A 15,025-nucleotide genomic window follows, 5' to 3' on the forward strand; every position below is an offset into this window, starting at 1 on the left:
ACAACACGGTAATAGTGCCAAGATCCGGCGGGCCGGACCTTGTCAAAAGGCCTCAGGCCGCGCCGCCTGCCGCAACCGGGCAAGAATTTCTTCTGCCAGATCCTGCCGGACCTTGCCGAGGGACTTCAGCTCGTTGGCCACCAGGTCGATTTCCTCACCGGTCGCGCCAACCATCAGGGCAACGTTCTGGGCATGCAGGGCCATGTGGCCCTTCTGGATGCCGGTGGTGGCGAGTGCGCGCAGAGCACCGAAATTCTGCGCCAGTCCGACGGCAACGATGATCCGGGCCAGTTCGTCTGCCGTGGTCACGCCGAGAATTTTCAGGTTGGCCTGTGCTGTGGGGTGGATCTTGGTTGCACCACCGACCAGTCCGACAGCCATCGGCAGCTCCAGGATGCCGACAAGATTGCCGTCGCCGTCCTTTTCCCAGCGGGACATCGAACGGTAGCGGCCATCCCTGGCGGCAAAGGCATGGGCGCCTGCCTCCACGGCTCTGGTGTCATTGCCGGTTGCCAGAACCACGGCGCTGATGCCGTTCATGATGCCCTTGTTGTGGGTGGCTGCCCGATAGGGGTCGGCATCGGCAAAGTGATAGGCCGACAACATGTCGTCCCGCACCTTCTCGCCGCCGATTTCCTCCAGCGGCCAGACGGCGCGCACGCGGGCCACGCGGCGGTCGGCGAGGTTGGTGAGGATGCGCAGAAGGCTGCGGGCGCCGGTCCATTCTTCCAGTTTCGGTGCAAGGGCTTCGGCCATGCTGTTGACCGCATTCGCCCCCATTGCATCGCGTGTATCGACGATGATGTGCACGATGGTCATCGGGCCTTCGGCCGTGTCGATGACCCTGATGTCGAGATCGCGGAAGCCGCCGCCGAGCTTGACCAGAAGTGGGTCGATTTCCTCGCAGATGGTGCGGATGTCATCGATGCGTTCCAGAACCTTGAGGCGAACGTTCTCCGGGTCGCTGGCGCCCAGAAGCTGGATCTGCGCTGCCATCAGCGGGCCGCTTGTGGAGGTTTTGAAGCCACCGGTCGACCGGCAGCGCTTGGCCGAGTTGCACACGGCGGCGATCACGGAGGATTCCTCACTCGCCATGGGAACCAGCACGTCGCGTCCATCCACGGTCATGTTGGTCGCGATGCCGACCGGAATGGAGATGCTGGAAATGGCATTTTCGACGAGGCGGTCGGCAAGGTCGATATGGCCGGAGGCCGCTTCTACAAGATCGGAGACGGACTTGTTGTCGAGATTTGCCTGGCGCTGGACGGCCTGGAGCCTGCCGGCCGGGTCCAGCTTGTGAAAACCTTCAATACGGGACGAAGTGACGTCACTCATCGGGGAAACCTGTCTGTCAATTGATCATGGATTGCGGCAGCCACAACACCAGCTCCGGAAACAGGGCGCAGATGAAGATACCGATGGCTTGCAGCAGGATGAAGGGAACGATGGCACGGTATACCGTGCCCATGCCGATAGCGGCAGGCAGGACGCCCTTCATGTAGAAGAGCGTGTAGCCGAAGGGCGGGGAGATGTAGGCCATCTGCGCCGAAACGAGGAACAGGATGCCGAACCACAGCCGGTCGAACTCGAGGAAGTCGATCACCGGCAGGAAGACGGGCACGCACAGCAGGATGATGCCCATCTCGTCCAGGAACATGCCGAGGAAGAACAGAATGCCCAGCATGACGGCAAGCACGATCCAGCGGTTGGCATCGAGATCCTGAATGAAGGACAGGAGGAAGTCGGCACCGCCGGTTCCGGTAAAGATTGCGACGAAAGCCCGGGCGCCGATGGTGATCCAGAGGATCATGGCCGTCACCTTGACCACGTCCAGCGCGACGCCGGAGACGAGCTCCCAGCCGAAACGGCGCTCGATCAGCGACGACAGGAATGCCAGGAAAACACCGACTGCGGCCGCCTCTGTGGGCGTTGCGATGCCCATGTAGATCGTGCCCAGGACGCCGACGATGATCAGCAGCGGCAGGATGAGGGATTTCAGCGAGGCAATGCGCTCTTCCCAGCTGGCCGGGGTGTCGTTGTCCGGGCGGGGGGCGATGGACGGGTTGAGCGCGGACCGCAGAACGATATAGCCGATATAGAGCGAGGCCAGCAGCAGGCCCGGCACCACGCCGGCGATGAACATCTGGCCGATAGAGGCCTGTGCGGTCACGGCATAGACGATGGTGATCACCGAGGGCGGGATCAGGATGCCGAGCGTTCCGCCGGCACAGATCGTTCCGATCGCGAGCTCCGGACTATATTTGCGCTTCAGCATGGACGGCAGGGCCAGCATGCCCATGGCGGCAACCGCTGCTCCGACGATGCCGGTCATGGCGGCGATGATCGTGCAGATGGCGATGGTGCCCACCGCCAGGCCGCCCGGCAACCGCCGGGACCAGAGCTCCATGGCCCGGTAAAGGCTCTCGATGACGCCGGAGCGCTGCAGAATGCTGGCCATCATGACATAAAGCGGGATCGCCAGAAGCGATTCCGATGTCATGGTGGAGTAGAGATTGAGCACGGTGACGGACAGAGCAGCAGGGCCCCAGAGCGTTATCGTGAAGACGAGGGCAAGTGCGCCGAGCGTGAAGGCGAGTGGAAGGCCTGTGAGCAGCAGACCCACGAGGCTCGCGAACATGATGGCAAGGACGAGTTCGGAGCTCATGCGCTGGCTCCCTTATGTTCCCGCACCGGACGCACCGCGTTGAAGGCTTCAACAAGGGCCTGCGCAAACAGCAGCGCGAAGGACAGCGGCACCACGAATTTCAGCCACCAGACCGGCGGGTTCCAGGCGGAAAAGCTGGTCTCGCCGAGGGAATAGGCGTTGACGGCGAGCGGCCAGCTCACCCAGGCGAAGACGCCCGCAAAGACCGCGATGACGGCATAGGAGAAAACGTCGAGAGCCACTTTCGGCAATCCCGTCAGCTTTTCGCTGAAGATATCGACGGCGACATGGCCCTTCAGATGCAGAAGATAGGGGCCGGCCAGCATGAAATGCGGGCCGAAGACCAGCGTGCTGGCTTCCATGGCCCACACCGTCGGCGCATCGAACAGGTATCTTGCGACCACTTCGAACAGCAGGATCGGCACCACCGCGAAGATGAGCGCTGCCGCAAGGAGGAAGAACAACCGGTTGACGCCGGTGACGATGGAACTGACGGATTTCATGAAGCTGAGCATTTGCCGATCGGAAAGACGACCGGACAGCAGACGACAGGGAGGTGCCGTTTGCTGTCCGGTGGAGGAAGGGTCAGATCAGCCCGAGGGCTGTCATGAACTCAATCTGGCTTGCGAGCACGCGATTCGCCAGATCGTCTTCCTTGGTAGCCTTTTTCCAGGACTCGACAGCCTTGGACCGGTTGGCCGCGACATCGGCCGGGTCGAGCTGGATGATCTCGACGCCCTGTTCGATGTATTTTTTCAGGACATCTACATTCTGAACCAGGATGTGCTGGCGCAGCGAGCCGGAGATTTCGCGGGCGGCAACGGCAAGTGCTGCCTTGTAGTCGTCCGGCAGGGCGTCATAGGCGGCCTGGTTGGCGACATAGCTGGTGGCGGTGGTTGGCTGGTGAACACCCGGCAGGATGATGAACTTGGCAACTTCGCCAAGGCCTGCCTCGTAATTCGCGGTCAGGTCGCCCCGGTCCGCAAAATCGATGAGGCCTTTTTCCAGTGCCGTATAGACTTCCGCCGTCGGCAGCGGAGTCACGGAGACACCCTGGTCTGCCATTACCGCGGACGCGAGGCCGACGAAACGGCCCTTCTTGCCGGCCATGTCGGCAATGCTTTCCATCTTCACGGTCGAGTGGATCGGCTCTTCGCCATAGACGGTGGGTGCGATGTAGAAGAGGCCGGCCTTTGCGTAGGCTTCGCGGGCGAGATCCAGGCCGCCCTTCTCGTAAAACCAGGCTTCATACTGGTCGGACTCGGGGAAACCGAAGGGGATGGTCGACGTGAAGGCGAAAGCCGGGATCTTGCCGGCTTCGTAGCCGTCAAAGGTCTTCATCAGCTGGAAGGCACCGGCGCGAACGGCATCGAATGCCTGGTTGGCGGGCACAAGCTGGCCGGCGGAAAACAGCGTGATCTTGAAATTGCCGTCGGTCAGTTCGCTGACGCGCTCGACGAATTTCTTCTCGAATTCGAAAGGAGTGGTGCCGGCGTCCCAAAGAGCCTGCATGCGCCACTCGACGGCATCCTGCGCCTTGGCTGAAATCGGTGCCGCGAGGGCGGTGCCGCCAACGGCTGCACCTGCAAGCAGGCTGCGTCTACTAACTTTGGTCATTTTTCCCTCCCAAGGAAATTGCCATTTGCTGGCGTAATGGGGCAAACTGTCATAAAAATGATTGGGACAATCAAGGGACAGTTGTTGGATTTATAGGCTGTACTGTCCCAGTCGAAATTGAGGGACAATGAGGGTGACAGGTAGCGGGCGGAAACTGTCTCGCGTCGACCAGATCGTGGAAAAGGTCGCGTTGATGCTGGAGGCGGGGGCATATAAGACCTTCGAACGCTTGCCTTCCATTCGTCAGGCTGCGCGTGAGAACGGCGTCTCGAAAAACACGATGGCGGAGGCTTACGACCGGCTGGTCGCCCGGGGGCTTCTGGAGGCCCGAGCCGGCTCCGGCTACTACATGTCACAGGTCGGGCCTGCTTCCAAGACCCCGCCGGCCCCTCATGTCACGGCGGCTGTTGACGGCATGTCGCTGCTGCGCGAGCAACTGGAACAGCACTACGAGGTCCGTCCGGGAGACGGGCGCCCGCCGCCCTCCTGGATGGAAGGTGCGGAACTGCGCCGCCATTTCGCCAATGCAAAGACGCCGTTTCCCGATGCAATCGAATTTGGCTACGGCAGTTCGTGGGGATATGGCCCGTTGCGGGACCGGCTGAGGATGCAGCTGCTTGAGCGGTCCATCCCGGCCGATCCACAGGGCCTCCTGCTGACACACGGCGTCAATCACGGACTGGATCTGATCGTCCGTCATCTGACCGAGCCCGGTGATACGGTTTTTGTCGATGAACCGGGTTACTATCCGCTCTTCTCCAAGCTGACCTTCGCCAAGGTGCAGATTGTCGGTATCCGCCGTGACCGGGACGGACCGGACCTGGAAGATCTGACCGCCAAACTTGCCCTTCACCGGCCGAAAATGTTTGTCACCCAGTCCCACGGCCATAATCCGACCGGAGGCTCGCTGTCTCCGTCGCGGTCGTTCGGGTTGATGCAGCTTGCCGAGCGCTGGGGGTTTCTCCTGGTTGAAAACGATGCGCTTGCCGACATTCTTCCGGCCACGCTTCCACGGTTGGCGGCCCTGGACCAGTTGGAGCGGGTTCTTTATCTCGGCACGTTTTCCAAGACCCTGTCCGCCAGTCTCCGGTGTGGCTATGTGGCGGGAAATCCGGACATCATCCGGCAGCTTGCCGATATCAAGATGCTCACGCTGGTCAATTCTTCAGATCATGTCGAACGGTTCGTGTTCAACCTGATCCAGGCCGGGCATTATCTGAGGCATCTGCGACGCCTGAAGAGCCGGGTGGAGGATGCCTACAAAGCGTCCTTCGGGACACTGGAGGCGATCGGGCTTTCCGTGCGCGAATGCTCCATTCCCGGTTTCTATCTCTGGGTGGAGTTTCCCGAGGAGGTCGACGAAAGGGAGCTGTGTGCTGCGGCCAGCAAGCAGAGCATCTTCATTGCGCCGGGCTCGGTCTTCTATCCGAACAGGGAGGCTCGGCAACGACCGGCGATGCGGGTCAATGTCGCCCACGGAACCGATGCAAGGTTCCTGTCGTTCCTGCGCGATTTCATGAAGTAGCTTGCAAGCAGAAAGACAGGCCACCTCACAAATGAAAAGGGCCGGCATAATGCCGGCCCTTCAGTTGCCCTGATGTTTGACTCACTAAATCTGGTTGGCCAGTAAAAACCCCGGGGGGCTGGGGGGCTAATGCATTCCGCGGCTTCTACGGGCCATACCCATCAGGGTATGATCTTAATATGGGTGGGTAAAATGGCTGGCCAAGGGCTGGAATGCGGCAAAATCAAGGAAATTTTTGCATTCTTTCTTGGCAAAGTGCCGTAACGTTCGATTTTGCACTTCTTTCCAGCAAACTTATTGGCAAAATTACCCTCGGTCCGGGCCTCAGTCCGTCATTCTGACGTTGCGGGCTTGCCAGAATGGTCCAAGACGACGCATCATGACTTTAAGGTGACAGCAATTGCCCTGGCGAATCTCTTGGCGATTGCCTGTCTGCTGCGAAACCGCGAGCGGAATGGAGGCGGAATGAGCGAAGCCGACGACAGCGCGTTTCAGCGAGGCGCGGGTGCAGGTCCGCCGCCGCAACATCACCCGGCTCCCACTCCCAAACCCATTGTTGCTTTCAACAGGCGTGAACTCGATGTCATCCTGCGGCTCTACGGGCGCATGGTTGCCGATGGCGAGTGGCGGGATTATGCCATCGACCTGCTGAAGGACCGGGCGATTTTCTCCGTGTTCCGCAGATCTTCCGAAATGCCTCTTTACCGGATCGAGAAGGATCCTAAGCTGGCTCGTCGCCAGGGCGCCTATGCGGTGGTTGCGGCCGGGGGCATGATCCTGAAGCGGGGTCACGACCTGGCGCAGGTGCTGAGGGTTCTGGAGAAGAAGAAACACCTGCGGGTGGTCGACGCCTGAAACGCAGCCCGAGAAGCCTCACGACGTGCTCTCTGAAGACCGGGCCGGCCTGCCCTGCGCTCTCCTGAGAGCGGGCCTCTCTGTGAAAATTCCTGGTGGCCGGGTGCTAGCACGCTGACGATCTTCAGGTGGTCGCCCCTTGCCCAGCTCAACCCTGTCCAGCACAGACAGAGCGGTGCCCGGAACAGGGAGCCAACTGTTTCCAATCCATTGCCTTGAGAAGACGCGCCCCGGCCTCCAGTTCGGGAGTGTTGGGTCCGCTGCCGTCCGGGCAGGCATCCGGCGCTGACGGATGGCAACAAAAAAGCCCGGCAGAGCCGGGCTTTTCCGTTTGTTCAAGAGACTGCGCTTAGTCGCGGTTGCCGAACAGCTGCAGCAGCATGATGAACAGGTTGATGAAGTCGAGGTACAGACGCAGAGCGCCCATCACGGACTTCTTCGTTGCGACTTCACCGCTGTCGCCTTCGTAGTACATTTCCTTGATCTGCTGGGTGTCGTAGGCGGTCAGGCCGGCGAACACCAGGACGCCGATCACGGAGATGGCGAACTGCAGGGCGGAAGATGCCATGAAGATGTTGACCAGCGACGCGATCACGATACCGATCAGGCCGATGAACAGGAACGAGCCCCAGCCGGACAGATCCTTCTTCGTGGTGTAGCCGAACAGGCTCAGCGCGCCGAAGGTGCCGGCGGTGATGAAGAAGACCTGAGCGATCGAACCCGGAGTGTAGACCAGGAAGATCGAGGACAGGGAAATACCCATTACGGATGCATAGACCAGGAAAAGGGTCCGCGCTGCGCCGGCACTCATGGACTGAATGCGGAAAGACAGCCAGAACACCATCCCGAGCGGTGCGAGCATGACTACCCATTTCAGCGGGCTGCCGTAGATGGCAACACCCAGCTGGGTGAGCATGCGGCCATTGCCGAGGCTGGCGACGGCAGAGTTCGGGTCGGTGGTCGTTGCAAGCATGACCGTTGCCAGCGCAAGAAAGCCGGTCAGCGCAAGGCCGATGGTCATGTAGTTGTAGACGCCCAGCATGTAGGCACGCAGGCCCTGATCGATGCCGGCCTCGGCGCGTGCGCCGGCGACGGTATACGCGCCTTGAGATTGACGGTCATAGGTCGACATGGTCGTATGAATCCCCTTCTAGATAGACGTGCGCATGCAATCGCGCATGCAACACAACTCCCTCAACATATGGGAAAACCCTATCCCGAGCACAAGTCGAATCCGATGAAAATTTCGTAATCTTTGCGCTCAGGACAGTTTATTTGAACCTATCCTTAAAAACGGACTGAGATTCCGCCGGATTATTTCATGGCTTTCAGACGGGATTTGATCTGCCGATCGCAGTCGCCGCCGGGGTTGCGAACGATTTCTTCCGATGCGAAGTCCAGAATTTCCTTTTCCGGATCCTGCATCTGCTCGACGGTCACAGGGGGCTTGAACCACTGCAGAACCGCATAGTCGCCGCCGGCGTCGGTGAGGAATGCGAGCGGCTTACCGTTTTCGGTGATGCCCATGCGGCCGACGCGAACTTCCGCGATCGCTACCTTGCGGGCTTCGCCATCGATGGTCAGCCGGTTTTTGGAGACATTCAGTTTTTTCAGTTTGGAGCCTTCAGTGCCGACCCAGTTGCCGAAGAAACGTTTGCCCTTTTTCTCAACGGAAAGGCAGGAATTCTCGAAATTCGGAATGGAAAGACGCACGGCGGACACTTCGACCGGATCCTTGCCCTTGGGTGCCAGCGTGTACTTCATTGCATTGTCGCCGGTGCGGTACACCCGGATGCCGACCGGCGTATAACCGGAATCATTCATGGAACGGGTGAAGAAGTCGAACTGGTTGGCGTCGTTGGTGCCGGCCCGGCGATAGAGCCAGCGCTTCGGCAGGCCGTTTTCAAACACGAGCCAGTCACTGACGACGAGGCCGCGCGGACCTTCCGGCGTGTTCAGCTGCCAGACGCCGGTGTGAAACGGGCTTTCTGCCGATGCGGCAGGGGCGAATGCCATGACGGCAACCGCGGACAGGGCTGCGGCCCCGGCAATGGTCTTCAAACGAATATTCGGGAGAAACTTGAACATGGAATGGCCCCTTTTTAACAAACTGCCTGGACCCGAACCGGATAGCCAAGATCAATTCGGTATGCAAGTTGTGTGGAGCTGAAGTTCGTCGCGATTTGGTTGTATATCGTGATTTTTTCCGGAACGAAGTGTGCCAAGTCCTGTGGACGCCCGATCACAATAGATCGGACGTCGGCAATTATTCGTTGGAACTAGTGTCCGGACGTCAGCGAAACCGGCGGAAATAGCCAGCCAGGCCAGGGCTGCAGCCGGAGCCGGTTGAACGTTCCTTGGTCCGGTCCGCGTTGAAGGGCTCGAGTCTCGTTTCCCGCGGTTCCATGACCGCAGCAAGCGCTACAGGTTCCGCAAGACAGGCGCAGGTTTTTCGCCCAGCACCCGCCAGGTGCCGACGAGACCGAAGCCGACGGTCAGCACCAGCGCGATCAGGGCAGCCCCTGCAGCCGTCACCGGCATCATCACGAACGATCCGTCCATGATCCGCGTTATCACGTACCAGGCGGCGACCCCGCCTGCCAGCAGGGCGAAAACCGCCGTTGCAAGGCCCAGGATGGCGTATTCAAGTGCATAGGCGAAGATCAGACGTGCCCGTGTCGCCCCAATCGTCTTCAGGATGACGGCATCGTAGATCCGGCTGCGATGTCCGGCTGCAAGCGCGCCTGCCAGAACAAGCACGCTGGCGATCAGCGTGATCGAACTTGCACCGCGGATGGCCCAGGCAAGCTGTGCCACCAGATCATTGACCTGCGAGATCGCGTCTTTCACCCGGATGGCAGTCACTGTCGGGAAGGCGTTCGAGACGGTTTTCAAAAGGGCAAGTTCAGTGTCCTCGGACACGTCCCTGTCCCAGCCGAGTGTCATCAGGTGGGCGTGCGGGGCACCTGCGAAGGTATTGGGCGAGAACACCATCACGAAATTGATCGCTAGGGTCTGCCATTCCACCGTGCGCGTATTGGCAATTTCCGCCGTGATTTCCCGGCCGAGCACATTGACGGTGATCTGGTCGCCGATCTTGAGGCCGAGATCGGTGGCAGCCTCTTCATCGAAGGACACAAGCGGAATGCCGGTATAATCCTCCGGCCACCAGGAGCCTTCTTCCAGTTTGGAGTTCTTCGGCAGCTTGGCGTCATAGGTTATGCCGCGGTCGCCGCGCAGCACCCAGCCGGATCCTTCCCTGGCGGGCACGAACTTGTCAGCGGCAATACCGTTCAGCGTGACAATGCGCCCGCGCAGCATGGGGACACTTTGAAGGGTGGCGTCGGGCGCCTCCGTCTTCAGCAGCGCCGCAAAGGCATCGCGCTCATGGCTCTGGATATCGATGAAGAAGAAGCTCGGCGCCTTGTCGGCGATCGTTGCGGTCAGTTCCCGCCGCAGGTTGCCGTCGATTAGCGCGAGCGCCACCAGCAGCGACAGGCCAAGTCCGAGCGAGAGCACAACAGACGGGGTCAGTGCGCCGGGGCGGTGAATGTTGGCAATCGCCAGTCTGAGCTCGGTCGAGCGGACACTGGGCAGGCGTCTGGCAAGGGCCATGATCCCGCGTGCAACCAGCACCAGAAGCACGAAGGCCCCGGTGGACGCTGCGATGTAGATACCCGCCATGCGCTGGTCATGAGCAAGCAGAATGGCTATGGCAGCAAGGGCGAGAACCGTTGCTGCGGTGGCAAACAGATAGCGTTTGCGCGGCAGCTTGGCGCCGCCCGTCACGATATCGCGGAAAAGGGCCGTCGGCGGCACGTCATGGGCCCGCCCGAGCGGCCAGATCGCGAAGGCGAGCGCGGTCAGCAGGCCGTAGACGAGGCCAAGGGCGAGTTCCGCCGGATAGATACTGGCTGCAAGCTTCACCGGAAGAACCGGGGCGAGGGCTGCTGCGGCGGCGAAGGGGATCAAGGCCCCCAGAACAAGGCCGACTGCGATGCCGAGCAGGGCAAGCACCAGCATCTGAACCAGATAGATCTTGAAGACGAAACCACCGGTCGATCCAAGACACTTGAAGCTGGCGATAACCTCGCGCTTGGTCTCCAGGTAGGCACGGATGGCATTGGCGACGCCGACACCGCCAACCACCAGAGCGGTGAGGCCGACCAGCGTGAGGAACTGGGCGAAGCGGTCGATGCTGCGCTGCAGGCCGGGTGAGGCGTTTGCACGTGATCGAATCCGCCAGCCTGCGTCCGGCTGGGCGGATTTCGCCTCCTCGACAATCGCTTCCATCGCTTCCAGATTGGGAGCCGGGTCCATTCGCACACGATAGTGCCAGCGGACGAGACTGCCGGGCTGGATCAATCCGGTATCGGGCAAGGCTGCATCGGAAATCAGCAGGCGCGGACCGAACTCCATGCCGCCGGCCAGCTTGTCCGGTTCGTTGGCAATCGTGCCTGCAATGCGGATGGTGGCGCGCCCGAGGGATATCGTATCGCCCACCTTCGCGTCGAGCCGTGCCAGAAGTGCAGGGTCGGCGACGGCGCCCCAGGTTCCGTCTTTCCGGGCCAGGGCCGTGTCCAACGCCTCTGCTGGGGCCAGTTCAAACGTACCGTAAAGCGGATAGGGGCTGTCGACGGCTTTCAGCTCGACGAGTGCCTGATCGCCGGTCTCCGGGCGACGGGCCATCGCCCGCATGGTCGCAACGCGCGACAGGTCACCAAGGCTGTTCAGATAGGCAAGTTGATCGGCATCGGCCTCGCGGTGGATCAGCGAGAAATCGAGGTCTCCGCCCAGGATGGCCTGACCCTCTCGGGAAATTCCTTCCGTGAGTGCACGGGAAACGGAGGTGACACCGGCTATCGCGGCCACGCCAAGCGCAATACAGGCGATGAAAATGTAAAAGCCCTTGAGACCGCCACGCAATTCACGGAACGCGAACCGGGCCGCCAGGCGAAATGTCTGGTGGCTTGCCGGTGTGGCCCCCGGAACGAACGCGCTCATGCAGACACCTCGCTGCGAGAGCGATCGGTCTTCTCTTCCTCGATTTCACCGGAGCGTACGCGGATCATGCGGTCGCAGCGGGCGGCAAGGCTCGGGTCGTGGGTGACGAGAACCAGTGTTGTGCCCCGGTTCTTCTGGGCGGTGAACATCAGATCGACAATTTGCGCACCCGTGCTTTCATCGAGATTGCCCGTTGGCTCATCCGCGATCAGGATGGCGGGTTCGACGACCAGGGCCCTTGCCACGGCGACGCGCTGTTGCTCGCCGCCGGACAGTTGCGCCGGGTAGTGGTGCATGCGGTGGCCGAGGCCAACGGCGTCCAGCTCCGCCTTCGCCTTGTCGAAGGCAGCGGCATCACCTGCAAGTTCCAGCGGAACAGCCACATTTTCAAGCGCCGTCATGTTGGGGACGAGGTGAAAGGACTGGAAGATGATGCCGACATTGCGGCCGCGGAACCGGGCGAGCTGGTCTTCCGACAGGGGACCGAGTTCCGACCCAGCCACATTGACCGAGCCTTCGTCTGCGCGTTCGAGGCCGGCCATGACCATCAGCAATGTCGATTTTCCGGACCCTGACGGGCCGACGAGGCCGACGGACGCCCCCTTCTCGATCTGAAGGTCGATGCCCTTCAGGATATGCACCCGCCCGGCGCCTTCGCCGAGGGTCAGGTGGACGTCTTTCAGGGCGATCGCGGGCGAATTTGTCATTCTCTGACCTTTACAACGGGCGTTTGATCGTCTTCCTGACAGATGCAAGCCCTCGACAATTGGACGCTTTGCGACCATATGGGCCTGTTGTAATGCGTCTTCCAGTCCCAAAAGAGTGTTCGCGTGAACCGTTTTCTTGCCTGCCTGACGATAATTATCCTGTCTTTCCTGCCCGGGGCCGCCCAGTCGGCCGATCTGAAGCTGGTGGTTTTGGGGGACAGTCTGTCCGCCGGATACCAGTTGTCGGCCGGTGAAGGGTTCACCGATCAGCTCCAGAAAGCGCTTGATGCCGAGGGCCAATCGGTCGAGGTCGTCAACGCAGGTGTTTCTGGCGATACCTCCAGCGGCGGGCTTTCGCGGCTGGACTGGTCGGTGGGGCCGGACACGAACGCCGTGATCGTGGAACTGGGCGCAAACGATGCGTTGCGGGGAATCTCGCCGGAGCTGACGCGCAAGAATATCGACGAAATCGTCCGGCGCTTGACGGAACGCGGCGTTGCGGTGCTTGTCGCGGGCATGCTGGCGCCGCGCAATCTGGGTCCGGAATACGCCGAGGCATTCGATCCGATCTACTCGGATGTTGCCAAGGCGCACGATGCATTGTTTTATCCCTTTTTCCTCGAGGGCGCCGCCCTCAATCCCGATCTCAACCTTTCCGATGGCATGCATCCCAACGCCAAAGGGGTGGAAGTCATCGTCGAAAACATTCTGCCGAAAGTGGAAGAGCTTTTGGCCAAAGCCCGATCCTAGGGGCTTTGCTCTGGACCTGGGGTGGAAGCCGATCCGGCTTCCTGGACGCCCCGTTTTCAAAATTTGAAGGACAGTCTTATGGAAAAGCGCCGGCTTGGCCGCACGGATATACAGGTTAGTGCCCTATGCCTCGGGACCATGACCTTTGGGGAACAGAACTCGGAGGCAGAAGGTCACGCCCAGATGGACCGCGCGGTCGAAAAGGGCATCAATTTCTTCGACGCGGCCGAGCTTTATCCGATCCCGCCGAAAAAGGAGACCCAGGGCAGGACCGAACGCATCATCGGTACCTGGTTCAAGAAAACCGGCATGCGCGACAAGATCGTCATGGCCACCAAGGTGGTCGGACGGACCGATATGGACTGGTTCCGTGAAAACGGCGCGAAAGCGAAACTGGTTCGCGAAGAGATCGAATTCGCGGTCGACCGCAGCCTGAAGAACCTGGAAACAGACTATATCGACCTTTACCAGATCCATTGGCCGGACCGGAACGTCGGCGGCTTCGGGTCAAACCCGACGCGCTGGGCGGATGTCGAACCTGCACCGGACGAAAACAGCATTCAGTCGACGCTGGACGTTCTGGGAGACCTGGTCAAAGCCGGCAAGATCCGTCACGTCGGCGTCTCCAACGAGAGTGCCTGGGGCACGATGCGCTACGTCGCAGCGTCCGAGATGTATGACGTGCCGCGGGTCGTCTCGATCCAGAATGCCTATTCGCTGGTCAACCGGACCTTCGAAACCGGCCTTGCGGAAGTTGCCCGCCGGGAAGATGTCGGTCTTCTGGGCTATTCCGCACTGGCGCAGGGGTACCTGACAGGCAAGTACCGCAATGGCGCCCTGCCGGCAGGCGCCCGCAAGACGCTGTTCAACCGGTTGCAACGCTACGAGCATCCGCGCACCATTGAGGCCGTCGATGCCTACCTCGATCTGGCGCAGCAGGCAGGGCTTGATCCCTCGCAGATGGCGCTCGCCTTTGCGATGTCCCGTTCATTCATGACATCGGTCATCCTGGGGGCGACGACGCTGGAACAACTGGAGACGGACATCGGGTCTGCCGACATCAAGCTGAGTGCGGACGTGCTCGAGAAAATCGACGATCTGCACCAGATTTTCGGCAATCCCGCGCCGTAGCTGCGGCAACCGATAGATCGAAAGCATCGATTAGAGAATCACCTGCGTGATTTGACCGGGCCGGCGATCAGCCGGTCCGGTTTCTGTTTGGGTGCCAGCCCGATTTTTTGAATGGGCTCAAAAACTTAGTTTTTTGTCTTGCGATTTTCATGAAGTTGATTCCTCATGGGATTCATCAGCGACAGCGGAGGGAATACCCATGCCGCGCCTATTTACAGGCCTTGAGATTCCGTCCCAGACGGCACTCATGCTTTCGATGCTCCGGGGAGGCCTTCGGGGAGCCCGCTGGATCGACCCGGAAAACTACCACATCACCTTGCGCTTCATTGGCGACATAGACGACCGCACGGCTGACGAAGTCGCGGCCGGGCTGGACCGCATCCGCAGGGATCCGGTTGAAATCCGCCTCAACGGTCTTGGCTCCTTCGGAAACGGCAAGCCGCATGCGGTCTGGGCCCGGGTGGAACCCACCGCTCAGCTTGCCGAATTGCAGGCCGAGCAGGAGCGCATCATCCAGCGCCTGCATCTGCCGGCCGAGCGACGAAAATACGTGCCGCATGTCACCCTTGCCCGTTGCAGGACCTCGACCAACGAGGATGTGGCCAAGTGGTTGAGCGAGCGTGGCAATTTCCAGGCTCAGCCCTTCATTGCCGGTCGGTTCGTGCTGTTCTCGGCGAAATCCAGTGTCGGTGGCGGCCCCTATCTGGTGGAAGAGGCCTATCCGCTGGCAGCGTGACGCCCGCGTTCTGGTGGCGTGCAGCGGGACCAGAG

13 protein-coding genes are annotated in these 15,025 nt (G+C 60.7%); 5 read left to right on the plus strand and 8 right to left on the minus strand.

What is annotated here, in order from left to right:
- Positions 1-42 precede the first annotated feature (42 nt).
- The 4 genes from ACYQ54_RS19910 to dctP all read right to left on the minus strand — a co-directional run bounded on the left by ACYQ54_RS19910 (position 43) and on the right by dctP (position 4,282).
- Positions 43-1,335 carry a hydroxymethylglutaryl-CoA reductase, degradative gene (locus tag ACYQ54_RS19910; RefSeq protein WP_460085684.1) on the minus strand — a complete coding sequence of 431 codons (1,293 nt, stop codon included), beginning with the start codon at positions 1,333-1,335 and terminating at the stop codon, positions 43-45.
- A gap of 16 nt (positions 1,336-1,351) precedes the next feature.
- Positions 1,352-2,665: a TRAP transporter large permease gene (locus ACYQ54_RS19915; protein WP_460085685.1), complete on the minus strand. Its 1,314-nt coding sequence runs from the start codon at positions 2,663-2,665 to the stop codon at positions 1,352-1,354.
- Positions 2,662-3,168: a TRAP transporter small permease subunit gene (locus ACYQ54_RS19920; protein WP_460085686.1), complete on the minus strand. Its 507-nt coding sequence runs from the start codon at positions 3,166-3,168 to the stop codon at positions 2,662-2,664. Before ACYQ54_RS19920 ends, ACYQ54_RS19915 begins: the two co-directional genes overlap by 4 nt.
- 82 nt (positions 3,169-3,250) lie before the next feature.
- Positions 3,251-4,282 (minus strand): TRAP transporter substrate-binding protein DctP, encoded by a 1,032-nt coding sequence (gene dctP / locus ACYQ54_RS19925; protein WP_460085687.1) that lies wholly within the window; start codon positions 4,280-4,282, stop codon positions 3,251-3,253.
- A gap of 127 nt (positions 4,283-4,409) precedes the next feature.
- On the opposite strand from dctP, the gene ACYQ54_RS19930 reads away from it, so the two are divergent.
- The gene (locus ACYQ54_RS19930) at positions 4,410-5,807 is read left to right on the plus strand and encodes an aminotransferase-like domain-containing protein (protein WP_460085689.1); all 1,398 of its coding nucleotides are present in this window, start codon (positions 4,410-4,412) and stop codon (positions 5,805-5,807) included.
- A 465-nt stretch (positions 5,808-6,272) separates the two neighbouring features.
- On the plus strand, positions 6,273-6,662 hold the full coding sequence (locus ACYQ54_RS19935; protein ID WP_460085690.1) for a DUF2794 domain-containing protein: 390 nt from the start codon (positions 6,273-6,275) through the stop codon (positions 6,660-6,662).
- Between the two features lie 349 nt (positions 6,663-7,011).
- Here the strand turns inward: ACYQ54_RS19935 and ACYQ54_RS19940 are convergent, their stop codons facing one another.
- The 4 genes from ACYQ54_RS19940 to ACYQ54_RS19955 form a co-directional block, all read right to left on the minus strand.
- On the minus strand, positions 7,012-7,794 hold the full coding sequence (locus ACYQ54_RS19940) for a Bax inhibitor-1/YccA family protein (protein ID WP_460085692.1): 783 nt from the start codon (positions 7,792-7,794) through the stop codon (positions 7,012-7,014).
- A gap of 182 nt (positions 7,795-7,976) precedes the next feature.
- Positions 7,977-8,750, minus strand: a complete 774-nt coding sequence (locus ACYQ54_RS19945) for a hypothetical protein (RefSeq protein ID WP_460085694.1) — start codon at positions 8,748-8,750, stop codon at positions 7,977-7,979.
- Positions 8,751-9,083: 333 nt separating this feature from the next.
- A complete protein-coding gene (locus ACYQ54_RS19950; protein WP_460085695.1) occupies positions 9,084-11,666 on the minus strand; it encodes an ABC transporter permease in 2,583 nt (860 codons plus the stop codon).
- Complete coding sequence (locus ACYQ54_RS19955; protein WP_460085697.1) at positions 11,663-12,373, minus strand: ABC transporter ATP-binding protein; 711 nt, start codon at positions 12,371-12,373, stop codon at positions 11,663-11,665. The genes ACYQ54_RS19950 and ACYQ54_RS19955 overlap by 4 nt, the downstream gene beginning before the upstream one ends.
- A gap of 123 nt (positions 12,374-12,496) precedes the next feature.
- Between ACYQ54_RS19955 and ACYQ54_RS19960 the strand changes: the two genes are divergently transcribed.
- The 3 genes from ACYQ54_RS19960 (at position 12,497) to thpR (ending at position 14,990) form a co-directional block, all read left to right on the plus strand.
- Positions 12,497-13,123, plus strand: coding sequence for an arylesterase (locus tag ACYQ54_RS19960; RefSeq protein ID WP_460085699.1), 627 nt, complete (start codon positions 12,497-12,499; stop codon positions 13,121-13,123).
- Between the two features lie 78 nt (positions 13,124-13,201).
- Complete coding sequence (locus ACYQ54_RS19965; RefSeq protein WP_460085700.1) at positions 13,202-14,254, plus strand: NADP(H)-dependent aldo-keto reductase; 1,053 nt, start codon at positions 13,202-13,204, stop codon at positions 14,252-14,254.
- Positions 14,255-14,453: 199 nt separating this feature from the next.
- Positions 14,454-14,990, plus strand: coding sequence for an RNA 2',3'-cyclic phosphodiesterase (gene thpR, locus ACYQ54_RS19970; protein ID WP_460085702.1), 537 nt, complete (start codon positions 14,454-14,456; stop codon positions 14,988-14,990).
- Positions 14,991-15,025: the final 35 nt, after the last annotated feature.

The organism is Roseibium sp. LAB1, from assembly GCF_054658235.1.

Excerpts from the sequence above, each read along its gene's own strand:
- ACYQ54_RS19915 (WP_460085685.1), bottom strand. The coding sequence starts at position 2,665 with ATGAGCTCCGAACTCGTCCTTGCCATCATGTTCGCGAGCCTCGTGGGT.
- thpR (WP_460085702.1), top strand. The coding sequence starts at position 14,454 with ATGCCGCGCCTATTTACAGGCCTTGAGATTCCGTCCCAGACGGCACTC.
- ACYQ54_RS19965 (WP_460085700.1), top strand. The coding sequence starts at position 13,202 with ATGGAAAAGCGCCGGCTTGGCCGCACGGATATACAGGTTAGTGCCCTA.
- ACYQ54_RS19920 (WP_460085686.1), bottom strand. The coding sequence starts at position 3,168 with ATGAAATCCGTCAGTTCCATCGTCACCGGCGTCAACCGGTTGTTCTTC.
- ACYQ54_RS19955 (WP_460085697.1), bottom strand. The coding sequence starts at position 12,373 with ATGACAAATTCGCCCGCGATCGCCCTGAAAGACGTCCACCTGACCCTC.
- ACYQ54_RS19930 (WP_460085689.1), top strand. The coding sequence starts at position 4,410 with ATGAGGGTGACAGGTAGCGGGCGGAAACTGTCTCGCGTCGACCAGATC.
- ACYQ54_RS19910 (WP_460085684.1), bottom strand. The coding sequence starts at position 1,335 with ATGAGTGACGTCACTTCGTCCCGTATTGAAGGTTTTCACAAGCTGGAC.
- ACYQ54_RS19940 (WP_460085692.1), bottom strand. The coding sequence starts at position 7,794 with ATGTCGACCTATGACCGTCAATCTCAAGGCGCGTATACCGTCGCCGGC.
- dctP (WP_460085687.1), bottom strand. The coding sequence starts at position 4,282 with ATGACCAAAGTTAGTAGACGCAGCCTGCTTGCAGGTGCAGCCGTTGGC.
- ACYQ54_RS19945 (WP_460085694.1), bottom strand. The coding sequence starts at position 8,750 with ATGTTCAAGTTTCTCCCGAATATTCGTTTGAAGACCATTGCCGGGGCC.
- ACYQ54_RS19935 (WP_460085690.1), top strand. The coding sequence starts at position 6,273 with ATGAGCGAAGCCGACGACAGCGCGTTTCAGCGAGGCGCGGGTGCAGGT.
- ACYQ54_RS19950 (WP_460085695.1), bottom strand. The coding sequence starts at position 11,666 with ATGAGCGCGTTCGTTCCGGGGGCCACACCGGCAAGCCACCAGACATTT.